We start from the raw sequence: 20,661 nt of genomic DNA, 5'->3' as shown, positions 1-20,661 counted from the left end.
ATGGCCGCCTTGGATCAATGCAAGGACCTCAGGCAAGGAGAACGTCATGGAAGTCATCACCCTGCTCATGACCGCCGCGAACGTAGCCCTCGCCGGGATCGGGGGCTCTACTACTCCTTCGCCTGCTCGGTGATGCCGGGGCTGCGCGCCACCGATGATGCGACATTTGTCAGCGCCATGTCCCGGATCAACGCCGCAATCCAGAATCCGGTGTCCGCGCTGAGCTTCGTCGGCGCATTCCTCGCCTTGGCGGGCTCGGCAGGCCGTTAATCGCCGAGACCCGCTAATTACAGACATTCCAGGCTCCCGCCACGCAAAGATTCGAGTGGGCGAATTCGAGCGGGCGTCCCAGACCGAAGGCTCAAACCGAATCGCCGGCTCATCCCAGGGAAATTGCGCGACGATTAGCCCAACGGTACGCCCGGAGGCCGTTAGTCAGCACGGGTTTTGCGCCTACTCAAGTCCGTCTTTAAGCATTCACAATTGGCATCAAAAAACCCTGCCCCCACCCGAAGGTGAAGACAGGGCCTAATACGCAGCCGGAGAGGCGGAAGGTCAGGAATTCGCCTTTTGGTAGGCTTCCTGGATTTCAGCCTGAATTCGGCCGCGGCTGTTAACCGTGTAGCCGTTATCCCGTGCCCATTGGCGGATCTGTGCGGAGTCGTTGGCGCGGGCGCCTGCAACCGCTTTGGTGCGGGTGGCCCTGCCGGCCGAGGTCTTGCGCCCGGCGGCAACAAAGCGCTCCAGGGCAGAACGGAACTCGGCCGCGTTGGCCGAGGACAGATCGATTTCGTAGCTGACCCCGTCGAGGCCAAAACGGACGTTCTCGTCCGCAGATCCGCCATCCAGATCATCGACGAGGATGATGTTTACTTTCTGTGCCATTAAATAGTCTTCCTCCCGGAAAGGTTCGGTTTGTCAGAAAATGAGGATGTTCCTGTAAAAAGTATGAACCTCTCTATGGCAACGCGTCAAAGCGTCGAATCGTTCCTGCGGATATCCACAGGAACCCGCAGAAAGTTCTTTCGATTTATTTATCAGGTTCCGGGTTCTGTTCGTTCAATGGCACACCGGAACGCGATTCCGCTTCGGCCTGGGCCCGTGCTTCGGCCTTACGCTCGGACTTATCGGCATTGAAGATGGATTTCATGGCGAACCAGAAAAGCAGACCCACCACCAGTGAGGGCAGGAGAACGGCTACATATTCCATGGTCAGTGCCCTTCAGGCTTCAGAAGTGGGAAAAGGATGGTCTCGCGGATACCGGCGCCGGTGAACAACATAACCAGCCGGTCAATACCCAAGCCGATGCCACCCATGGGCGGCGCGCCGTATTCGAGGGCGCGCAGGAAGTCCTCGTCCAAGTGCATGGCCTCGTCATCGCCCGCGGCCGCGTGCCGGGACTGATCGGTGAGCCGCTCCCGCTGGATGACGGGGTCGATCAGCTCGGAGAAGGCCGTGCCGCGTTCCATGCCGCCGATGATGAGGTCCCAGGCTTCGATCAGCCGGCCGTCCTCCCGGTGCGGGCGGGCCAGGGGCTGGGCGGACGGCGGGTAGTCGTACACAAAAGTGGGGTTCAGCAGGGTGGGTTCCACAATTTCGCCGAACAGTTCCACGGCCAGCTTTTCGGCGTCCCACTTCGGGTCCACCTTGACCTCGTGCTTCTCTGCGATTTCGCGCAGCACCTCAAGCGACGTGTCAGGCGTGACTTCCTGGCCTACGGCGTCGGACAGCCCCGGATAGACAGAAACCCAGGCCCAGTCGCCGTCGAGGTTGATCTCCCCGGCTCCCGTCTGGAGGGTGCGGCCGACACCCACGGCGTCAGCGGCGTCGAGGATGATCTCCTTGATGCGCTCGGCCATGACGAACTGGTCCGCCCAGGCTTCGTAGCACTCAAGGGTGGTGAATTCGGGGCTGTGGGTGGAGTCCACACCCTCGTTGCGGAAGACGCGGCCCATGTCGTAGACGCGATCGATCCCGCCCACAACAGCACGCTTGAGGTACAGCTCGGTGGCAATGCGAAGGGTCATCTTCTGGTCGAACGCGTTCATATGCGTCTCGAACGGGCGGGCCAGGGCGCCGCCGTGGACCAGCTGCAGGATCGGAGTTTCCACCTCGACGTAGCTGTGGCGGTGCAGGCTCTCGCGGATGGAACGGGTAATCGCGGCGCGGGTGTAGACCATTTCCCGGGCTTCGTCGCGCACCATCAGGTCCACATAACGCTGGCGGACGCGGGTTTCCTCGTTCAGTTCCGCGTGCAGCACCGGCAACGGGCGGAGTGCCTTGGAGGCCATGGACCATGACTCGGCCATGACGGACAGCTCGCCGCGGCGGGAGGAAATCACTTCGCCCTTAATGAACACATGGTCGCCGAGGTCCGCCAGCGCCTTCCAATCCGCGAGCGCTTCCTCGCCCACGTTGGCAAGGCTAATCATCGCCTGGAGCCGGGTGCCCTTGCCGTCAACGCCGCCTTCCTGGAGCGTGGCGAAGCACAGCTTGCCGGTATTGCGCACAAAAACCACGCGGCCGGTGACGCCCACAACGTCGCCGGTGGTGTCGTCAGCCTCAAGGTGCGCGTACTTCTCGCGGATCTCTGTGAGGGAATGCGTGCGTTCCACTCCCACCGGGTATGCCTCGGTACCGCGTTCGATCAGCTTGACGCGCTTGTCCATGCGGATGCGCATCTGTTCGCTGGCGTCGAGCGGCTCTGGGGCGTTTTTGGGGGCGGGGGTGTTTTGGGAAGTCACAATCCCCAAGTTTACCGGGAGTTCGCCCCACCGGTTCCCGGCGAACGCCCAGGCATAGACTCGGGCTGTGGAGACGTGGAAAGTTGAAGCGGAGGACGGCGGGCGCCTCGACGTGCACTCGTTCCGCACCCCGGCGGGACTGGGCCCGAGCACGGCGGCGGGACCTCCCGGCGTCGTACTCATCCACGGCACTTTGGTCACCGACGCCCTCTACCGGCCTTTTGGCCGGAAGCTCAGCGTCCTGCTGGGCCGGCCGGTGCACTGTTACAACCGCCGAGGCAGGGCGGGGTCAGCCCCGCAGCCGGCGGACTATTCGGTGAAGACGGAGGTCAGCGACCTTGCGGCGGTCATGCGCGAGACGGGTTCCACGGACGTGGTGGCCCACAGCTACGGCGGCTTCGTGGCGCTGCAGGCGGCCCGGACCCTGCCCATGGGCCGGCTGGTGACCTATGACGCCGCGGTATCGCTGTCCGGAAACCTGAGCCACCGCTGGCGGCCGGAGCTTGAGGATGCAGTCACCGCGGGGCAACTCAACCACGCCTGGGCGCACCTGGTCCAGGGCCTGTCCACGGCCGGCCCGCTGTCCTACCTGCCGCTCGGCGCGCTGCGCATGCTGAGCATCCTCTCCGCCAGGACCAACCTGGGCGCGGAAATGCGCCAACTGCTGCCCACGGCCGTCACCGAAATGCGTGCCGTACTCGACGCCGACGCCGAACTGGACAATTTCACCGCCCTCACCACCCCCATCCTGATGCTCAGCGGCGGCTGGAGTCCGGCCTACTTTGCCGAGACGGGCCGGCAACTGGCCGCCGCTGTGCCATCCATCAATTTCCAGGTGGTCCCCGGCCAGCTGCATGAGGGTCCCATCCGTCCCGGCAAGGGGCTGGTCGTGCGGATTGCCCGGTTCATCAACGGCAGCGACGGCCAGGTCCGGAGGCTGGGGAGGCGCCGGTAGGGCTTCATCGGAAGGCCGCTTCGCCGCGCGCCTACCCAGCCTCGGGCAAGGACCTGTCTTCGTTCAGCGGGATGTCGCGGTTGGCGGGGCGGACGCGCAGGGCCAGGAAGCGTGATGTCATGGCCGCGGTCCGGTTCCCGGGTCCGGTTTTGGTGCCGTGGCGCCAGGTGGCCTGGTGCAGCTGTGTCCGTCCCGCGGCGAGGGCGAGGTCCCGCGGCGAGGAAGGCTTCTCCCGGTACGGGTCCGTCCCGCGGGGCCCCCGCCCACTGCAGTGCGCGGGTCCGGGCTCCGCGGTGGCTGGGTGGGTGCTGGTGGAGGCCTTGAGCACGAGCATGTACCCGATACGCCGTTCGGTCAGGCCCTGGCGGAACGCGGTGATTTCCCCGTACCCGGCATCGGCCACGACCACCGGCGGGGCCAGTTGCCAGACGGCGGCCTCATCAATCATTTCCGGCTCTCCTGTCGTGAATGTGGGTGGCATTATTTCTGGTACGGGAGCCCGATCTTGATGGGGCCGCAGGCGAGCGTGATCAGGGCGAGTGCGGCGTGTTGGGTGTGGAATCCGTAGGACCTTCCGGTCATGGTGCGGATCTTGTTGTTCAGCCCTTCATCCCGGCCATTGGACAGGCCCCGGGTGACGGCCGCGTGGATCCCTTGGGTGTGGCCTCGGATGGTCGCTGCTGCCTTCATGAATGCGGGGAAAACCGGAGCCCGTGGCCGCCTCGCGCCATCGACCGATCATGTCCATGACGTCGGCTGAGTTCAGGTCCCCGGCGAAGATTTCCCGCCCTCACGGACTTGATGAATGCCAGGCCCATATCCATGCTTACCGCCTCAATCGTGGCCGTGTTCTCCGGGCCGATCTCCTCGAAGAACCCGTCCATCGTCGCAGCGTTTTTCCCCAGGGCGCCCCACACGATTTTCGAGGTCTCATGATCCGAAACCAGGGTCAGGTAATTGTGGTTTTTCTTCCACGAAATCTCATCCGCGCCCAGGTTCACCAGACCCTTGAATCGCGCTCCGGAACGGTTTGGGCAGTGTGAGAACTTCCAAACCTACCGGGTTACCCATGCTTTCTCATTTACCACAAAAATCCTGACCCACACATCTGTCAGGAGAGCCGTTTTAGCTCGGCTGCGCACCGAATCTGAGCTACAGGTTTGAACGTCCGGCAGCTGTTCGCTTCGTCGGAGCCGAACGCGACTCGACGGCCCGCTAGGCGGTGAGTGCATCCTTGAACCAGCCGGTGACGGAGGCTGGGTGTGTGATGGCCGTTCCTACCACCACAGCGAACGCACCGCGGTCAAGTGCGAGGCGGGCCTCGGCGGGCGTGCGGATACGACCCTCAGCGAACAGCGGCACCCCAAGATCAGCGGCGGCTATTTGGGTGATCAGGTCAAGATCCGGCCCCTGGGTCTTCTCGCGTGAACCCGTGTAGCCGGCCAGGGTGGTTCCGATGATGTCCGCACCGGCGTCGACGGCAGCAACGGCGTCGTCGAAGGAACCGCAGTCAGCCATGACGAGAGCGTTGGAGTCGGCGTGGACGGCCTTGATGGTGGTGGCGAGGTCCAGTCCATCGGGCCGTGGGCGCCGGGTGCCGTCGAGTGCCACGATGTGGGCCCCGGCGTTGGCGCAGGAAAGGGCGTGGCGCAGCGTGGGCGTGATGAAGACATCCCCGAGACCATCTTTCCAGAGCCCGATCACCGGTACTTCCACGGCGCTTCGTGTGAATTGGATGTCCGCGATCCCCTGCACTCGGACTGCGGCGGCTCCTCCGATGACTGCCGAGGCAGCGATCTGGGCTATGGTCCGGGGGTCTCGCATCGGCTCTCCGGGGTAGGCCTGGACAGAAACTATCAGCTGGCCTTTGAGCGTCTCGAGATCGATCAGTTTGCTGGGCACGGTAACTCCTTTTTGGGACCTTCTTGTCTCAATACGAGGCTGGCCGCGCCAACGATGGCGGCCTTGTTGCCGAGGCCGGCCGGGACAATACGCAGTCCTGACAGCGGCGGCATAAGTTCAGCTTTCGCCGCGGCCACCATGGTGTCCCACCACAAGTGTCCGGCGTCCGCCAGTCCTCCGGAGACAACGACGACTTCCGGGTCCATGATGTTTCCCAGGCCGCCGACAGCCTGCCCGGCGGCACGGGCGGCGTATGAAATGGCGGCACGCGCGATCGGTTCGCCGGTGTTAGCGCGGTCGAAGACCTGCCGGGTGTCCGAGGCGGACGGATCCCCTCCGGCACGAAGATAGTGGGCGTGGAGGGCAGGACCCGACGCTATTGACTCGACATGACCGTAGTGGCCGCAGGAGCATTTTAGCAGGCCCCCTGCTTCGTCAACGGCGTAGCTGGAAGCGAAGTGGCCGACATGGCCTCCTACGAACCGATGCCCCAGTAAGGGCTCTCCGCGGCTGATGAAGGACCCGCCAACGCCGGTTCCGAAGGCCACCATGAGCGTGCTTGAAGCACCCGCCGCGGCTCCCACCCATGCCTCGCCCATAGCGTGGGCGTGGACATCGTTGACAACGCGGACCGGCAGCCCGAGCCGGGCAGTGAGTGTGGTGGCGATCTGCGTTCCGGCCCAGCCGGCAATAGCATCCGTGGCGGAAATGACGCTGCCCTGTTCGGCGTTGATCACCCCAGCGGAGCCGATCCCAAGGGCGTAAACCGTGATTCCCATGGAAGCTGCCCGTGACCGCAGCCGGGATGCCAGCCGTTCGGTGGCGTCGAGAATTGCCTCCGGACCGCTTCGGTTCAGCGTGGGGGTCTCATCCGTGAACAGCAATGATCCGTCCGCCCCGACGACTCCGGCCGCGGTTTTCGTGCCGCCAAGGTCTATGCCAATTGCGTGGGACATGCCATTTCCTTTGCAAGGACGAAGAATGCTTTTCACCGTTGCGGCCCTACGGTTTGAGGCTGCATCCACGTCCGGGTGGCTGCTCCGACGGCGGGTCGGCTCATTTTTCGGGTTCCCGGGTCACGGCCAGCTGGAACGTGTATCGATCAGCCCGGTAGATTGTGCGGGCAAACTCGATCAGGTTTCCCTTACGGGACGAGCCGACGCGGGTCACGAGAAGAGCTGCCGCGCTGGGAGAGACCTCCAGGAGTCTGGCCGACTCTGCGTCAAGAGTGATGGCCCTGATTTCCTGGTCGGCCCGGACTATACCGTGCCCGCCAGCACTGAGCTGCTGGTAGAGGGATTCGCGCAACTGAAACTGTTCAATGTCAAGCACTGCGCGGGGCAGGTACACGTCTTCGATGGCCATGGGTTTGTTATCCGCCAGCCGAAGTCTGCGGATGTGGGTGCACTCCGACCCTGAGGGGATGCCGAGGGACCGGGCGATGCTCTCGTCGGCATGTTCGTAGGACAACCCCAGTATCCCGGAGGTGGCCTTATATCCGCGGTTGGCCATGTCTTCGCTGAACGAGGTGAGTTTGGGTGTCTTGTAGACGAGGTCCGAGGACCCCACGTAGGTTCCGGAGCCGTGTACGTTGTAGACGAGTCCCTCGTCTGCGAGTATGGCGATGGCCTGGCGTACGGTCATCCGGCTAACACTGTATTGGGCCATGAGTTCGCGCTCGGAAGGCAACGCATCGAAGGGCGACAGCGATGAGCGGATGAAGTCCCGCAAGGCGACGGCGACCTTTTCGTACTTATAGATTCTTGGCATGATGGATTGCTCTTGCGTGGTCATCCCTTAATTGCACCAGCTGTGAGGCCGCTTACCAGGTACCGCTGGGCGAAAACCGCGAAAATCAGGGGCGGAAGTGTCGAAAGAAACGAGGCGGCGGAGATATCTCCCCAGCGGATGCCGGTGCTGGTAATAAAGTTCGCCGCCCCCAGTGTCACAGGCGTCGCGTTCGACGTGGACAGTACCAGGGCGAAGAGGTAGTCGTTCCAGGAAAAGATGAAGACCAACACGGCGACCGCCACCATGGCCGGGGCCAACATTGGAAGAACGATGGCCGACAGCGTCCGGTAGACGCTGGCCCCGTCCACGGCTGCCGCTTCCTCGATCTCATTGGGGATGTCGCGAAGGCTGGCGGCCAGCAATATGACTGCGAGGGGGAGATTGAGGAAGGTGTTTGCGGCAATGAGGCCGGGGACGGTGTCCTGCAGGCCGAGCACGGAAAACAAGAGGAAGAACGGTACGACAAAGAAGATCGCGGGAAGTAACCGAAGTCCAGAGGCGCTGCTGATGATCCACCGGCCGCCGAATCCCAGTCTGACGATCGCGTATGTGGCGGGCACGGCGAGCAGGAGAACGACGAGTACCGTGCCGAGGGAGATCATGGCCGAGTTGAGGAAAAACTTTGGAAAATTGTATCCCGATCCGTACAACACATTCGCGTAATGGGCAATGGTCGGGGCCAAGGGCAGCGAAAGCGGGTTCTGCGCGATTTCGCCGTCGGGCTTCAAACTGACGAGGACGGAGTTAATCAGCGGGATGTTGACGCCGAGGGCTATTATGCCGACGATGGCCGTGAACATCCATCGCCGGTTGCCCTGGCCGCCCCGGAGTCGCTTCCGTGACACGGGAATTTCTGGTTGTGTCCTTACCAGGCGGTTTGTGGCGGAGCTCATTTTTTGACGTCCATTCCGGTGGAGGCAATGCGTTTGACCATGAAGGGCACGAACGGGAGGAGACAGATCAATACAACAAGCGCTGCCGCTGCGGCCTTTCCGAAGTCACCCGATTCGAATGCGGTCTTGTAGATGAAGATGCTCAGGGTGGTCGTGCTCGTGCCTGGCCCTCCCGCGGTCAATACATAAATCACGTCGAAGGTTCTCAGTGCGTCGATTGCGCGTAGGAAGAAAGCGGCGAAGAGGACGGGGGCCAGGACCGGCATCACGATGCTCCCGAGTGAGCGGAAGTAGCCGGCGCCGTCCATGGCGGACGCCTCGAGCAACTCGGTGGGGAAGGACTGGAGGCCTGAATAGATGATCAGAAAGGTAAATGGTGTCCATTGCAGTACGTCGAGAACGACCAGGAGCGGTACTACCGAGTCGGGGGAGAAAAGGGAGACGCTCAGTCCCAGCTGCTGCAGCACGGCGGGAACGGCGCCGATGTCTCCGTTGAGCAGGAGTCGGAACATGATCCCCAGCAGCGCCGGGGCCACCATGATGGGCAGCAGAATCATGGTGAAGAACACTTTTTTACCGGGGAACTGTCGGTTCACGAGTAGAGCTAGCCCGAATCCTAGGACCATTTCGATGCTGACTACGACGGCAGAGAAGCCGAGGGTGAATCCGGCCGATTTGGCGAATCCGACGCTGGTGAACAACGAGGCGAAGTTTCGGATGCCGTTGAAGTCCGTCGAGGGGTCAAGGAGTGTCGCCGATTGGAATGCCGTGAGAATGCCAGAGGACAGCGGGTAGAGAACAAAGATGAGGGCGAACAGGATCAGCGGGGTGCTGAGCAGTAGGGCGGCGGCTGATCTGCTGCTGCGTCTGGCAATGGAGGCCATGACTTATTCTTTCGTTGGTATCGGGCCGGGGGCGGGGTCTGCTGCTGCAGACCCCGCCCTAACGGTTGGTCAGAAGTTGTCCTGGACTAGCCGAGGAGCTCTTGAAGGTTAAGGTTTGCTGTTTTGACTGCTTCGTCCACCGGAGTCTGTCCAACCCATGCGCCGCTGAGGTCTTCAGCGATTTTGCTGTAGGCATTGAACGTTTTGGGGAAGACGGGTTCGGCAAAGCCGTGCTTTGAGATGCTCTCCGAAACCTGTGCAAACGCCGGGTTGATGGACTTTTTCGCTTCCAGGACCTGAGGCATGGCCGGGATGCCTCCTGCTTCGGCATATTGCGTCATGGCGTCAGGTGTCGCAAGGTAGGTCAGCCACTTCTTTGCGGCGCCCTTGTTGTTGCTGTACTTGTTGAGGGAAACGGCCAGCGCGTGTACGTGGGTCTTCCCGCCAGGAACAGGGGCGATAGCGATCTTGCCTGCCACCTGCGGCGACTTGGCCGGATTATTGAGGTCGGCAAAGGCCGCGGACCACTGGATGGCGAACGCCGCGCTTCCGGACTGCAGGGCCGCTTGGGTCTCGGGGAATTCTGCTTGGGAGCTGTCCGGCGAGGTCCATTTGTTCTTGTAGATGTCTGCGTACAGCTGGACTGCCTTCTTGCCGGCGTCGCTATCGAGGCTCGCCTGACCGTTGCTGGCCCAGTTTCCGCCGAAGCCCCACAGGATGTCGTTCCAGATCATCGTGTTATACAGCAGGTTCTTGCCCTGCAGGATTGTTCCGTACTGAGTGGGGGAGTTCACGTTCTCAGCCTTTGAGAAGAATGCGGCCATCGCCTTGTAGTCGTCCAGATCCCAGTTCTGCGGGTCCTTGGGTGCGCGGGCTGTTCCGAGGACAGCGGCGCTGATCTTCGCATACTCGGCCTGCGCGGAAGGATCCGTCAGCAACGCATCCACGAGGTCCTTGCGGTAGAGCAGGAAATGGTTGCTCACATCCAGCGGGAGGCCGTACAGCTCGTCTTTGTACTTGAGTCCGTCGACGGCGACCGGGAAGTAGTTCCCGGTGTCGATCCCCTGCAGCGGTTCCAGCGATCCCGCGAACTGGCCCACGTTATAAGACGCAGTCCAGTAGATATCCATGTCCGCGGATTTGGACGCCATGAGTGCTGTCTCCTTGGAGAACGTGTCCTGCCGGGACAGCAGCGACAGCTCGACCTTGATCCCGTCCTTTTTTCCCTGGTTGCTGTTATAGACGTCTACCACCTTGGCCATGGCGTCACCCTCCGGGCCAGGCCAAGCCACCATTTTTACTGTTCCTGTGGCAGTTTCCTCCTTAGTTCCTCCGGACGGGCTACAAGCGGCGAGAGCTGTTGCGGCCAGCAGCGCCGCCCCCACGACTGCGAGACTTTTCTTAATCATGACTCTCCAAGTGATCTAGACCAATTTCTATAGAAAGAGACTGACATCACAAGCTAGCCGTGTCAATAGCCGGAGGCTATTGACTAAACTCACCAACTGGTCCGAACCAGTGGTTCTGGTTCTATTCCGTGATTTGAGGGCGGTCGGGTCAAGGAGTCATCGCTGCGCAACCCGGGACCTGAACAGCCTGCTAGTAGTACTTAGCGGTCCAGCGCCGCTGGCGCTCCGTGGATGGGGAGCGTGAAAGAACGGACAGTCCCCACGCACGACGGCGGCTGGCTGGCTTTGTACAGCTACGGCAGCGAGGATGCGCCTGGAGAGCGCCGGGTGGTGGTCATCGGCGGAGCGTTCCTCACCGCCCTGATCTACCGGCCGTTCTCGATGGCATTGGCCGACGGGCTGGGCGACGGGTGGGCAGTGGACGTCTATGACCGGCGCGGGAGGGGTAACTCCACCGAGCAGCCGGCCGACTATTCCATGGCCACCGAAATCGCCGATGTCCGTACGGTCATGCATGCCACGGGCGCCCGTAACCTCCTGGGCCACAGCCTGGGCGGGTCGGTGGCGCTGAACGCTGTCCAGGAGTTCGCGGGCACACCCTACGAACCGGACAAACTGGCGGTCTACGATGCGGCGGTGAACATCGACGGCAGCATCGATATGTCCTGGCTGGACGACTTTGAAGCAGCGGTCAATGCGGGCAAGGTGGGGCATGCCATGGCCCGGATGAAAAAGGGCATGCAGCCGGGCACTGCACTTGCAATGGTCCCCGAGCCTGTGCTTGCAGGTCTGATGGCCGTGGTGTCCCGGACGAAGGTGAACAGGATGTTCAAGGAACTGATGCCCACCGGCGTCGGTGAGCTGCGGGCCGCATACGACGAAGCCGAGCATGTCAGGAACTTCGCAGTCCTGCCCGCGAACACGCACTTTATGGTCGGTGGCAAGCCCGAGCTACTACAGGGTCACGGCCCAGCGCCTTCATGCTGCCGTCCCGGGGAGCACGTTCGAGCTCTCACCCAAGGGCTTCCACGGCTCCATACCGGCCGCCGTGAAGGAACTTGTCACGGACATCGCGGAATACTTCAGGGGCTGAGGCATTCCGCAGGTTGCTCGGCTAGGCTCGGATCATGACGAGCAAGAACATCAAGACCCCCGACGGCGGCACGCTGGAGCTCTTGTCCACTGGTGCTGAACTGGCGTCCGCCGGCTCCGGCGTGGTTGTAGTGCCGGCCTCCATGGTGACCGCGGCCGACTACACAAAGTTCGCGCAGAAACTCAGCGCTGAGTTGGGCCGCCCGGTGCACACGTTCAACCGCCGCGGCCGGGGTTCATCGTCGCCGCAGGCCGAGGATTACACGCTGGACGCGGACATCCGGGACCTGGACGCCGTCATGAAACACACGTCCAGCACGGACGTCTTTGGCCACAGCTTCGGCGGCGCGGTGGCCCTGCACGCTGCCCGGACCCTTCCGGTGGAGCGGCTGGCTGTGTATGACCCCGCCGTGTCCGTGAACCACAGCGTAAAGGCCGACTGGACTGCTGAATACGAACGCGCCACGGCCTCCGGGGACGACGACCGCGCCCTGGCCGTACTCACCAAGGGCCTGGAGACCGGCGCCTTCTCACGGATGCCGCTGTCCATGCTCACCATCGCCAACAAGCTCACCGCCGGTACCCACGTGGGCAAACAGATGCGCGAACTGATGCGCACCGGCGTCCGGGAAATCAAGGCGATCATCGCCGCGGACATGCCGGCCGAGCCCTTCCTAAAACTGCCCCTGGAAACGCTGATTATTGTGGGCGAGAAGAGCCCCGCGTACTTCGGTGTTGCGTGCGGCCAGATCCACGATGTCCTGTCCGGCTCCAGCTACACCATCCTGCAGGGGGCCGGCCACGACAGCGTCCTCCGCGCCCCGGACAAGCTCATCACCGAACTGAGCGACTTCTTCGCCGGTTAGCCCGGTCGTGTCCCCGGCGCGAACGGACATTTAAGCCCCCGCACCCTGAAGCGCGAACTGGCAGCAGATGACCTCAAATCCGGGATTTGAGGTCATCTGCTGCCAGTTCGCGCCGTTGCGAGAGGTGGCGGCGGAGGTGTCCGTTAGTGGCTGCCGTGGCCGGGTGCGGCACCTTCTGTTTTGCGCATCATCGCGGAAAGCACGACGGCGGCGAGGGCTATGACGGTTGCCGTCAGGAACGCGGCGCTCATGCCGGCAACGAGCCCTGACGCGGCCGAGACCACGGCAAAGATGGACACCAACAGCGCCGTGCCGGCAGCACCGGCTACCTGCTGGGCGGTGCTCATGATCGCCGAGCCGTGCGAGTAGAGATGCGGCGGCAGCGGGTTCAGTCCGGTGGTAAATGCCGGAGTGAACAGCAGCGCCAGGCCGAAACTGAGGCCCACGTGGAGGGTGACGATCCACCAGACCGGAGTGCCGGCGTCGAGCATTGAGAACTGCCACAGGGCCAGCACCATCAGCACGGAACCGGTAACGGTGAGCGGCAGCGGCCCCACTTTGTCGAACAGCCGGCCGATGAACGGGCCCAGCAGGCCCATCGCCAGCCCGCCGGGAAGCAGCGCGAGCCCGGTCTCCAGCGAACCCAGCCCGCGGATTTCCTGCAGGTAGAGCGGCAGGAGGATCACGCCGCCGAAGAGCGCCATCATGGCCACCACCATCAGCAGCACGGAGACCGTGAACATCCGGAAGTTGAAGGCGCGGAGGTCCAGCAGCGGAGCTTCGGCCTTCTGCAGCCGGAGCTGGCGGAGCACAAAGACCGTCAGGCTGGCTACGCCGATGACCAGCGCGGCGATGGCTACGGTGTTCGGACCGCTTTGACCGCCGTGTCCGCCGCCGATCTGGCTGAGACCGTACACCAGGCCACCGAAGGCAGGAACTGTAAGAAGTACGGAGAGGAAGTCGAGCTTGGTCTTCTCAGTTTCGCCCACGTTCGTCAGGTACTTGGCGCCGATGGCCAAGGCGGCCAGGGCTACCGGCAGGACAAAGACGAACATAAAGCGCCAGGTGAAGTGCTCCAGGATCAGCCCGGAGACAGTCGGCCCCATGGCCGGTGCCACGGAGATGGCGATACTGACGTTGCCCATGACGGCGCCGCGCTTGGCCAGAGGCACCAGGGTGAGGATGGTGGTCATCAGCAACGGAAGCATGATGGCCGTACCGCCGGCCTGGATGACGCGTGCGAGGAGCAGGATCTCAAAACCGGGAGCCACTGCCGCCAGGGCGGTGCCGCCGGCAAACAGTCCCATGGCGAGCATAAAGACGGCTCGCGTGGACAGGCTTTGGAGGATGAACCCGGTGGTGGGAATGACCACGGCCATAGTGAGCATAAAGCCGGTGGAGAGCCACTGAACGGTGGGCGCGTCCACTCCCAGGTCAACCATCAGCCGCTGCAGGGCAACATTCATGATGGTCTCGTTCAGGATCACCACAAAGGTCGCCACGAGCAGGGTCCCGATGATGGTCACCGATTCGCGGGACATTTTCTCCGGTGCGGAGGACTTCGGCGCCGCCGCGTGCGCGGACTGCCCGGACTTGCCGGAGGCGTTCGAAGAGACTTCTGTAGACATGGGTGTTCCCTCAGGGAGTAAGAATGAAGTGTCGCGCGAGCATCGTCGCTGCAGATTCAAACACTGTACCGGCCGGAGTAATTCCGGCGCACAGGTTTTTTCTTCGGCACAGGAATTTTCCAACTCCCGGCGTACGCCTGTTCGGGAGGTGCCGTTCGCGCCATAGGCGGGGACTTAAGTGTCCGTTCGCGCCATAGGCGGGGACTTAAGTGTCCGTTCGCGCCGGGAGTCAGCTGCGGTGGTGCTCGATCAGCCAGCCAGCCATCTGTTGGGCCCGCTTCGCCGCTAGGGTGTCCCCCTCGGCGGCTGAGACGATGGACCCCTTCATGAGAATGTGCCACGACCGAGCGAAATCCTCCGGGCGGTCCAACCCGGCCTGCTCCGCGAGGGCCTGCACATGGCCCCTGATCCTGGCCAGGTACTCGATGCTGGCCAGGCCCAGCGGATGTGCCGGCCCCATCTCAAGCAGAATGTTGATGAAGGAGCACGCCTCGAAGTCGTCGCGCAGGAACCAGTCGCCGAAGACGTCGAAAATGGCCAGCAGCTGTTCAGTGGGGGTGGTGCCGCGCAGTTTGGCCTGGCCAACGATGGAATCAACTGTCCATATCTGGTCCCGCTGCTCCAGGAACGCGAGGACCAGCGCGTCCTTGGACGGGAAGTGCCGGTAAAACGTTGCCTTGGCCACGCCGGAGCGCTCGATCAGTTCATTCACACCCACGTCCCGCACACCGCGGCGGGAAAACAGTTCGTAAGCCGCAGCTAGGATCCGGCCCCGGGAATCGGCAGAGACAACTGCCGCCTCGGCGGGGAAATCCGCATGAGCCAGCGCGGGTTCGGCACTGTGGTCTGCATCGAAAATCATCGTAAGAATACTTTACCCCGAGGGCAGACAGACCGGTCTTACTCACGGTAATGTTTTCCCAGACGCTTATGACGCCGACAGGACCCTCCCCGAGTGCCCCGTCGGCTTGGTGCAAGGAGGCCCCGATGTCAGCAGAGCGAACCTACGGTTTTATCCCGTGTGATGACTATGACCCGTGGATGGAAAGTACTGCAGCGTCCGCCGAGGTCCGGCATTTCGCGCGGGAATCCCTGAGGTGGCAGGCGCAGGAAATCATTGATGAAGTGCTCCGCGGAACGGCTCCCGGCGAGGAGCTGGCCCGGGCCCGATTGCGCCGCTGCGTGGCCCGGAACCCTGGAAGGCCCGAACGTGCGCTCCTGCAGCAGCTGATGCTCAACCGCGACCTGCAGGGCTAGTCAGTGCAGTAGAGCAACACGTTCCTGCGCCCCGCGCCCGGATAACAACGCGGGGGCGTTACAACGTAAGGCTGCGGTCCACAAGGCGCCCGGCGGTCACATGCCCGCGCCCAAGCAGGGTGCAATGTCCATGGTGAGCCTCTGATCCCTCATTCATCCCGCTGTGAAAGGAACCGGCTGCAGGCTGACGGGACGGCGGAGTCGTCACCTCGAGGATACGCATTGCCGCGAATCCACCGACTATCCGGTACCGCCATGGGGCGGTCGTTCCTCACCGAAGGCATTCACCATTTCTGAGGTTGCCATCAGGTGGGCCAGTTGAGCCTGTTCCGGCGACCCCGGATGGGCGGCCAGGCAGCCGCGCAGACGCCATTTGATCTCGGACAGTTCCGGGGATTTGTCCGCCAGGACGGAGGCGACGATTTTGGGTCTCTCCGAAAGGTACGGCCTCGCTGACCACAACGGTGTAGGTGTCGTGTGCGTGGTGGGTCCCCAGAATCCCGCACAGGCCGGTGTTGGCTGCAAACGAGCGGGCCAAGTCCACGGCCGAGTTCAAATAGACGTCCAAGACGGACGCGTCATTCACTTTGACGAGATAAGACAGCCCGTCATCTACTGTGCGGATCATCGGATCGGTCCTCCGGAGAGTACGCCGAAATAAGGCGATGCCAGGGGCAGGGGCAGGGGCAGGGGCAGGGGCAGGGGCAGGGGCAGGGGCAGGGGCAACAATTTCAGCACAGCCCATGCACAGAACGACGAACAAAGATCCGAGGCCTTGCGTGCCACGAACCGCTTGCGTGCCACGAACCGGACGCTACATATCAGCTGCTCAGCGGCACGTTATCGATCAGCCGGACCGTCCCCACCTTGGCCGCGATGATAGCCAGGCCTTCGCCGCGGAACGGGACTTTCCGGCAGTTTTCGGCCACCGGCTCAAGGGTGCGGGGATCCACCACGTCGAAGTAGTCCAGTCCCACCAATGGCTGGGATTCCACCATGGCCTGGGCCGATTCGAGGTCCAGCGGCTGGTGGGCGGTTGCCCGCTCCGCCAGGAGCCGCAGGGCCCGCGACAACACCAGGGCGGCCTCGCGCTCCTCCGCGGACAGGAAGCGGTTGCGGCTGGACAGGGCCAGTCCGTCGGCAGACCGGACTGTAGGCACGGCAACAATTTCGACGGGGAAGTTCAGGTCCGACACCATCCGGCGCACCAACGCCAGCTGCTGGGCGTCCTTTTGCCCGAAATACGCCCGGTAGGCCGGCAATCCCCCCCCGGTGCCGGAGACGAAGGCCCCGGCGGCGGGCAGCCCTGAACCCGGGATGCCGTAGTGCAGCAGCTTGGCAACCACGGTGAGGGCCCCGTCGAAATGGCCTGGCCGTGAGGCACCTTCCCACTTCTCCCCCAAGGATCCGGCGGTCACGCGGACCAACGGCTCGCCGCCGGGATAGACCTCTTCCACCGGCGGTGCGAAGACCAGGTCCACGCCCTGTTCTTCCAGCAGGGCAAGATCGGCGTCAAGCATGCGCGGGTACCGGTCCAGGTCCACCGTGTCGCCGAACTGCAGCGGGTTCACGAAGATGGACGCCACCACTACGTCGTTCTGTTCGACGGCGGTGCGCGCCAGCCGGGCGTGCCCTTCGTGCAGCGCGCCCATGGTGGGCACCAGTCCCTGGGAACTGCCCCCCTTCTGCACCAGCAGCCGGGCACTCGCCTCCCGGAGCTCTGCGGCAGTTGTCACCAGTTGCGTGGGCATGTCAGTCTCCCCCGTCCAGGGCCGCGCGGAGGGCCCCCAATTGATCCGTTTTGAGCAGCCCCCGGCTGCTTGCCCGCCGTGCTGTGGCTCGGGCCATGGCGAGGTAAGCCTCGAGTACATCGCCGTGCGCACCGGCGTCGTACTCCCGCAACGCTTCGGCGTGTGCCGCCACTGTCCCCACGTCGCCGCGGGCCACCGGCCCGGTCAGCGCCGATTCGCCGGAGGCGAGCGCGTTCTCCAGCGTGGCACGCAGCAGAGGGCCCAGCATCCGTTCCGGCGCGTCCACGCCCACGTCGCGGAGCAACTCGGAGGCCTGCGCAACCAGGGTGACCATATGGTTCGAGCCATGGGCAAGGGCCGCGTGGTAAAGGGTCCGGTCCCCCTCGGCGATGGCCACGGGTTCGGCGCCCATCTCCACCACCAGCGCCTGCGCGATGGGCAGCATCGCGGCATCTGCGGTAACGCCGAAAGTGCAGTCCAAAAGGCGCGTCAGGTCCAGGCTCATGCCCGTGAACGTCATGGCGGGGTGCAGTGCAAGGGGGATGGCTCCGGCGGCGCGCACCGGGCGGAGCACCCCGACGCCGAATCTTCCTGAGGTGTGCGCCACGATCTGTCCGGGCTGCCACGCTCCGAGTTTGGCGAGGCCGTCCACCAGCCCGGCCAAGGCGTCGTCGGGCACGGCCAGGAGCACCAGTTCGGACCGTTCCACAATCTCCGGGATCTCCAGGATGGGCACGCCCGGCAGCAGCGTCTCTGCCCGTTCACGGCTGGCCTCGGACACCGCGGAAACCCCGACGACGGCGTGCTCGGCCGAGCGCAACGCGGCACCAAGGACGGCGCCCACTTTCCCGGCACCAATGATTCCGACGCCAAGGCGCCCGGGCTTAGCCACGTTGCGGGCCTTCCTGTTGGAGAGTTTGTTGCGGCGCGGGGGTATCGACCGGCTCAACCACCGGGGCTTCCGGGGTTTCGACAGGATCAACCACCGGGGCGGGCTCAACCACCGGAGCCACCTGCGCCAGCCATTGTTCGCTGGTCTGCCGCTTGCGGGCGAGCCGGGCGCGGGCGGACTGTGCATCAAAAAGGGCACGGGCCTCGTCAAGTCCGGCCTGGGTGAGCCGCGGCGAGACCGGCCCCGCCGTGGTGTGCAGGACAACGTCTGCCACGCCGAACCGCCGTGCGAGCGGACCCTGGTGCAGTGCCATTGACTGGGTGCGCTGGTGCGGGACCATCACCAGTTCCCGCCACCATCGGCCCGAGCGGATCAGCAGGGCGGTGCCAGTGGTGGCGAAGCCGTTGCGGCGCCAGCCCAGCGGCGCCAGGAACCTGCCGCGGCGCGGCGTGGTGACAAAACCGCCGTCGGAATTCAACCCCGAGAGCCCCGCCGCGATGACCTTTCCGGGCTCCGGTGTGCCAGGGTCCAGCAGAACGAGTGCGAGCATGCTCATCACGTCGGGCAGCTTGCCCACGGGCAGCAGCGTGGTCCGGGACGCCGTCTCGCCGTTGCTGCCGGCCGCGCCGTACCCGGCCACGTTGACCTGGATCCGGTACCAGCCGAAGATCCGCCACAGCGGGGACTGAGCCACTTTCAGCGCCTGGATCCTGCCCGGCGGGAGCGTCTGCGCCTGCGTGTCCAACAGTCCATACCGGAGCCGGATCCCGTCCGGCGAAATGGCCGCGGTGAAGTTGTAGCCCTTGTTAAAGGAGCCCCAGTAGCTGGCTGCAAGACCCAGCACCGCCGGGATCAGGTAGAAGAAGAAGCCGCGGTTTTCCGTCACGGCGGACAGGATCACGGAGGCAATGCCGCCCACCACCACAAAGAAGCTCTGCTCGCTGAGGAGCAGCGAACCGATAAGGCGCGACGGCGGCACGGACAGGACCGGATATTCGGGCGCCTCGGGTGCGGCCTCCTGCGGCCGGGCCGGGTCCGGGACCACGCCTGCGGCCCGCGCCAGGATGGTGGCCCGGAGCTGGCGGGCCTCGTCCATCCGCAGGTAAGCCAGTTTGACGGCCGATTCGCCGGCGTCGGCCACCTCAAACTTGAGTTCGGCCAGGCCGAAGATCCTGGCCACGAGGGGCTGCACGATGTCGATGGCCTGGACGCGGTCCAGCCGGGCCTGCCGCTGCTGGCGGAAGAGGAAGCCGGAGTTGACCCTGACGTACCCTTCGGAGACCTGGTACTTGGTGAAGTACCAGGTCAGGATGAAGCCCAGCACGGTCACCACCAACACGATGCCGCCGCCGGCGACCAGCCACGGTGCCCGGCCCGCGAGGTCCTCCCCGGAGATCGGACGGCCCTGCAGCAACCGCTCGAAAATGTCCCGTCCAAAGAAGAAACCAATGGCGGCCAGCGCCACCCAGCCGCGCACAAATGGGGACGCCGGGTGCACACGCAGCCACTCGCCGTCGGGCGCTACCGGAACCGCACTCGGAGCGCCGGCCTCCGGAACGTTAGCCGTCACAGCCCCGCCAGCCTCGCTTCGCCGCGGGCGGCGAGCTGCTCGCGCAGGCGTGCCCCCTCCGCAGCGGGCAGGCCGGGGATGGTGGCGTTGGTTCCGGGTGAGGCGGTGTGGAGTTTAAGCGTGCAGAGTCCCAACCCGCGTTCCACCGGGCCCACCCCGATGTCCACGTACTGCATGCGGCCGTAGGGAACCGCCATGGTCCGTTGGAAGAAAATGCCGTCCCGGACCAGCAGGTCATCGTCACGCTCGGCGTAGCCGATGGCGCGCACCTGGCGCGGGATCAGCACCAGCCGCCAGATGGCCAGGACCAGAGTCACCGCCGGGACGGTGACGGCCAGCCACAGCGGCGGCCACTGCCACCAGCCGAGCAGGACAAAGACGAGGGGCAGAGCCAGGACGATCACCGTGACCAGGTTCCCGATGGCCCACTGCACAAGCCGCACCGTGACGTATTTCGGGGACACCCGCTGCCATGAAATGCCCGGTGGATCAATCGCCTCTGTACGCATATTCGCCTTCCCCTGTGGCTTCGCCGACTACCCCGCGGCCGGGTTTCCCGTCACCGGGCGTTGCATCGCTGTCCTCGGGCGGGATCTTGCAGAACCGCTCCACCAGCAGGCCGACGACGATCATCACCAAACCGCCAGCAGCGATCGCGATTGCCACCCAGGTGATGCCCTGGTCACTGCGCAGGTTCCAGATGCGCAGCTGGTCCACGAAGATCCCCACGTGCCAGCCCAGCAGGACGGTGCCCGCGTAGGCGCAGGCCTGGGCAAGCACCAGGGTCCTGGCGGCAAGGATGGGGTCCAGCGCCTTCTTGCGTTTGGTGCTGTTGCGCCACCGGAGCACGCGGATGCCAAGAACCAGCGTGATGGCAACAATCACGCCCATGGTGGCCAGCGCGGTGGCCGGAAGAACCGGCGTGGCCATGCTGTAGCGTGTGGTCACCACGGTGGCCGACCAGCCCGCCACGGTCAGGACCAGGCCGATCAGCAGCAGGCGGACAGGGTTGATGGGCTTCACTGG

General features: G+C 64.1%; 23 protein-coding genes and 1 pseudogene. 5 read left to right on the top strand and 19 right to left on the bottom strand.

The window, feature by feature from the left end; translation table 11 throughout:
- Positions 1-270 (top strand): hypothetical protein, encoded by a 270-nt coding sequence (locus tag ACQCSW_RS02470; protein ID WP_426989356.1) that lies wholly within the window; start codon positions 1-3, stop codon positions 268-270.
- 285 nt (positions 271-555) lie between these two features.
- Here the strand turns inward: ACQCSW_RS02470 and ACQCSW_RS02465 are convergent, their stop codons facing one another.
- The 3 genes from ACQCSW_RS02465 to lysS all read right to left on the bottom strand — a co-directional run bounded on the left by ACQCSW_RS02465 (position 556) and on the right by lysS (position 2,745).
- The gene (locus ACQCSW_RS02465) at positions 556-885 is read right to left on the bottom strand and encodes a histone-like nucleoid-structuring protein Lsr2 (protein ID WP_111907486.1); all 330 of its coding nucleotides are present in this window, start codon (positions 883-885) and stop codon (positions 556-558) included.
- Between the two features lie 145 nt (positions 886-1,030).
- Entirely contained in the window at positions 1,031-1,210 is a 180-nt protein-coding gene (locus ACQCSW_RS02460) for a hypothetical protein (protein WP_426989355.1), read from the bottom strand.
- 2 nt (positions 1,211-1,212) lie between these two features.
- Entirely contained in the window at positions 1,213-2,745 is a 1,533-nt protein-coding gene (lysS, locus tag ACQCSW_RS02455; protein WP_426989354.1) for a lysine--tRNA ligase, read from the bottom strand.
- Positions 2,746-2,812: 67 nt separating this feature from the next.
- Between lysS and ACQCSW_RS02450 the strand changes: the two genes are divergently transcribed.
- A complete protein-coding gene (locus ACQCSW_RS02450) occupies positions 2,813-3,700 on the top strand; it encodes an alpha/beta fold hydrolase (RefSeq protein WP_426989353.1) in 888 nt (295 codons plus the stop codon).
- 31 nt (positions 3,701-3,731) lie between these two features.
- Here ACQCSW_RS02450 and ACQCSW_RS02445 read toward each other — a convergent pair whose 3' ends face one another.
- The 9 genes from ACQCSW_RS02445 to ACQCSW_RS02405 form a co-directional block, all read right to left on the bottom strand.
- Positions 3,732-4,181: a transposase gene (locus tag ACQCSW_RS02445; RefSeq protein WP_426989352.1), complete on the bottom strand. Its 450-nt coding sequence runs from the start codon at positions 4,179-4,181 to the stop codon at positions 3,732-3,734.
- A complete protein-coding gene (locus ACQCSW_RS02440) occupies positions 4,181-4,390 on the bottom strand; it encodes a transposase (RefSeq protein WP_426989351.1) in 210 nt (69 codons plus the stop codon). Before ACQCSW_RS02440 ends, ACQCSW_RS02445 begins: the two co-directional genes overlap by 1 nt.
- Positions 4,387-4,701, bottom strand: a complete 315-nt coding sequence (locus tag ACQCSW_RS02435) for a transposase (protein ID WP_426989350.1) — start codon at positions 4,699-4,701, stop codon at positions 4,387-4,389. Before ACQCSW_RS02435 ends, ACQCSW_RS02440 begins: the two co-directional genes overlap by 4 nt.
- A 214-nt stretch (positions 4,702-4,915) precedes the next feature.
- On the bottom strand, positions 4,916-5,602 hold the full coding sequence (locus tag ACQCSW_RS02430) for an N-acetylmannosamine-6-phosphate 2-epimerase (protein WP_426989349.1): 687 nt from the start codon (positions 5,600-5,602) through the stop codon (positions 4,916-4,918).
- Positions 5,587-6,558: an ROK family protein gene (locus ACQCSW_RS02425; protein WP_426989348.1), complete on the bottom strand. Its 972-nt coding sequence runs from the start codon at positions 6,556-6,558 to the stop codon at positions 5,587-5,589. Before ACQCSW_RS02425 ends, ACQCSW_RS02430 begins: the two co-directional genes overlap by 16 nt.
- 100 nt (positions 6,559-6,658) lie before the next feature.
- A complete protein-coding gene (locus ACQCSW_RS02420; protein ID WP_426989347.1) occupies positions 6,659-7,396 on the bottom strand; it encodes a GntR family transcriptional regulator in 738 nt (245 codons plus the stop codon).
- Complete coding sequence (locus ACQCSW_RS02415) at positions 7,393-8,193, bottom strand: carbohydrate ABC transporter permease (RefSeq protein WP_426989346.1); 801 nt, start codon at positions 8,191-8,193, stop codon at positions 7,393-7,395. Before ACQCSW_RS02415 ends, ACQCSW_RS02420 begins: the two co-directional genes overlap by 4 nt.
- An 89-nt stretch (positions 8,194-8,282) precedes the next feature.
- A complete protein-coding gene (locus ACQCSW_RS02410; RefSeq protein WP_354250092.1) occupies positions 8,283-9,170 on the bottom strand; it encodes a sugar ABC transporter permease in 888 nt (295 codons plus the stop codon).
- A gap of 86 nt (positions 9,171-9,256) precedes the next feature.
- The gene (locus ACQCSW_RS02405; protein WP_426989345.1) at positions 9,257-10,579 is read right to left on the bottom strand and encodes an ABC transporter substrate-binding protein; all 1,323 of its coding nucleotides are present in this window, start codon (positions 10,577-10,579) and stop codon (positions 9,257-9,259) included.
- Positions 10,580-10,819: 240 nt separating this feature from the next.
- Here ACQCSW_RS02405 and ACQCSW_RS02400 point away from each other — a divergent pair.
- Positions 10,820-11,672: pseudogene (locus ACQCSW_RS02400) on the top strand (alpha/beta hydrolase).
- Between the two features lie 34 nt (positions 11,673-11,706).
- On the top strand, positions 11,707-12,537 hold the full coding sequence (locus ACQCSW_RS02395; RefSeq protein ID WP_426989344.1) for an alpha/beta fold hydrolase: 831 nt from the start codon (positions 11,707-11,709) through the stop codon (positions 12,535-12,537).
- Positions 12,538-12,680: 143 nt separating this feature from the next.
- On the opposite strand, the gene ACQCSW_RS02390 is transcribed toward ACQCSW_RS02395, so the two are convergent.
- Together ACQCSW_RS02390 and ACQCSW_RS02385 are read right to left on the bottom strand one after the other, a co-directional pair.
- Positions 12,681-14,165: a DHA2 family efflux MFS transporter permease subunit gene (locus tag ACQCSW_RS02390; protein ID WP_426989343.1), complete on the bottom strand. Its 1,485-nt coding sequence runs from the start codon at positions 14,163-14,165 to the stop codon at positions 12,681-12,683.
- Between the two features lie 229 nt (positions 14,166-14,394).
- A complete protein-coding gene (locus ACQCSW_RS02385) occupies positions 14,395-15,027 on the bottom strand; it encodes a TetR/AcrR family transcriptional regulator (RefSeq protein ID WP_426989342.1) in 633 nt (210 codons plus the stop codon).
- 125 nt (positions 15,028-15,152) lie between these two features.
- On the opposite strand from ACQCSW_RS02385, the gene ACQCSW_RS02380 reads away from it, so the two are divergent.
- Complete coding sequence (locus tag ACQCSW_RS02380; protein WP_426989341.1) at positions 15,153-15,422, top strand: hypothetical protein; 270 nt, start codon at positions 15,153-15,155, stop codon at positions 15,420-15,422.
- Positions 15,423-16,243: 821 nt separating this feature from the next.
- On the opposite strand, the gene ACQCSW_RS02375 is transcribed toward ACQCSW_RS02380, so the two are convergent.
- The 5 genes from ACQCSW_RS02375 to ACQCSW_RS02355 are packed head-to-tail and all read right to left on the bottom strand — an operon-like array spanning position 16,244 to position 20,658.
- Positions 16,244-17,173: a 4-phosphopantoate--beta-alanine ligase gene (locus ACQCSW_RS02375; RefSeq protein WP_426989340.1), complete on the bottom strand. Its 930-nt coding sequence runs from the start codon at positions 17,171-17,173 to the stop codon at positions 16,244-16,246.
- 1 nt (position 17,174) lies between these two features.
- On the bottom strand, positions 17,175-18,065 hold the full coding sequence (locus tag ACQCSW_RS02370; RefSeq protein WP_426989339.1) for a Rossmann-like and DUF2520 domain-containing protein: 891 nt from the start codon (positions 18,063-18,065) through the stop codon (positions 17,175-17,177).
- Positions 18,058-19,635: a PH domain-containing protein gene (locus ACQCSW_RS02365; protein WP_426989338.1), complete on the bottom strand. Its 1,578-nt coding sequence runs from the start codon at positions 19,633-19,635 to the stop codon at positions 18,058-18,060. The genes ACQCSW_RS02370 and ACQCSW_RS02365 overlap by 8 nt, the downstream gene beginning before the upstream one ends.
- On the bottom strand, positions 19,632-20,144 hold the full coding sequence (locus tag ACQCSW_RS02360) for a PH domain-containing protein (protein ID WP_426989337.1): 513 nt from the start codon (positions 20,142-20,144) through the stop codon (positions 19,632-19,634). Before ACQCSW_RS02360 ends, ACQCSW_RS02365 begins: the two co-directional genes overlap by 4 nt.
- On the bottom strand, positions 20,125-20,658 hold the full coding sequence (locus tag ACQCSW_RS02355; protein ID WP_426989336.1) for a DUF3180 domain-containing protein: 534 nt from the start codon (positions 20,656-20,658) through the stop codon (positions 20,125-20,127). Before ACQCSW_RS02355 ends, ACQCSW_RS02360 begins: the two co-directional genes overlap by 20 nt.
- Positions 20,659-20,661 lie beyond the last annotated feature (3 nt).

The sequence above is a fragment of the Pseudarthrobacter sp. Y6 genome, assembly GCF_050156205.1.
Lineage (GTDB): Bacteria > Actinomycetota > Actinomycetes > Actinomycetales > Micrococcaceae > Arthrobacter.
This window is presented reverse-complemented; position numbering and strand designations above follow the sequence as displayed.

Excerpts from the sequence above, each read along its gene's own strand:
- ACQCSW_RS02470 (WP_426989356.1), top strand. The coding sequence starts at position 1 with ATGGCCGCCTTGGATCAATGCAAGGACCTCAGGCAAGGAGAACGTCAT.
- ACQCSW_RS02465 (WP_111907486.1), bottom strand. The coding sequence starts at position 885 with ATGGCACAGAAAGTAAACATCATCCTCGTCGATGATCTGGATGGCGGA.
- ACQCSW_RS02460 (WP_426989355.1), bottom strand. The coding sequence starts at position 1,210 with ATGGAATATGTAGCCGTTCTCCTGCCCTCACTGGTGGTGGGTCTGCTT.
- ACQCSW_RS02445 (WP_426989352.1), bottom strand. The coding sequence starts at position 4,181 with ATGCCACCCACATTCACGACAGGAGAGCCGGAAATGATTGATGAGGCC.
- ACQCSW_RS02440 (WP_426989351.1), bottom strand. The coding sequence starts at position 4,390 with ATGAAGGCAGCAGCGACCATCCGAGGCCACACCCAAGGGATCCACGCG.
- ACQCSW_RS02425 (WP_426989348.1), bottom strand. The coding sequence starts at position 6,558 with ATGTCCCACGCAATTGGCATAGACCTTGGCGGCACGAAAACCGCGGCC.
- ACQCSW_RS02420 (WP_426989347.1), bottom strand. The coding sequence starts at position 7,396 with ATGACCACGCAAGAGCAATCCATCATGCCAAGAATCTATAAGTACGAA.
- ACQCSW_RS02415 (WP_426989346.1), bottom strand. The coding sequence starts at position 8,193 with ATGTTCACGGCCATCGTCGGCATAATAGCCCTCGGCGTCAACATCCCG.
- ACQCSW_RS02410 (WP_354250092.1), bottom strand. The coding sequence starts at position 9,170 with ATGGCCTCCATTGCCAGACGCAGCAGCAGATCAGCCGCCGCCCTACTG.
- ACQCSW_RS02405 (WP_426989345.1), bottom strand. The coding sequence starts at position 10,579 with ATGATTAAGAAAAGTCTCGCAGTCGTGGGGGCGGCGCTGCTGGCCGCA.
- ACQCSW_RS02395 (WP_426989344.1), top strand. The coding sequence starts at position 11,707 with ATGACGAGCAAGAACATCAAGACCCCCGACGGCGGCACGCTGGAGCTC.
- ACQCSW_RS02390 (WP_426989343.1), bottom strand. The coding sequence starts at position 14,165 with ATGTCTACAGAAGTCTCTTCGAACGCCTCCGGCAAGTCCGGGCAGTCC.
- ACQCSW_RS02385 (WP_426989342.1), bottom strand. The coding sequence starts at position 15,027 with ATGATTTTCGATGCAGACCACAGTGCCGAACCCGCGCTGGCTCATGCG.
- ACQCSW_RS02380 (WP_426989341.1), top strand. The coding sequence starts at position 15,153 with ATGTCAGCAGAGCGAACCTACGGTTTTATCCCGTGTGATGACTATGAC.
- ACQCSW_RS02375 (WP_426989340.1), bottom strand. The coding sequence starts at position 17,173 with ATGCCCACGCAACTGGTGACAACTGCCGCAGAGCTCCGGGAGGCGAGT.
- ACQCSW_RS02360 (WP_426989337.1), bottom strand. The coding sequence starts at position 20,144 with ATGCGTACAGAGGCGATTGATCCACCGGGCATTTCATGGCAGCGGGTG.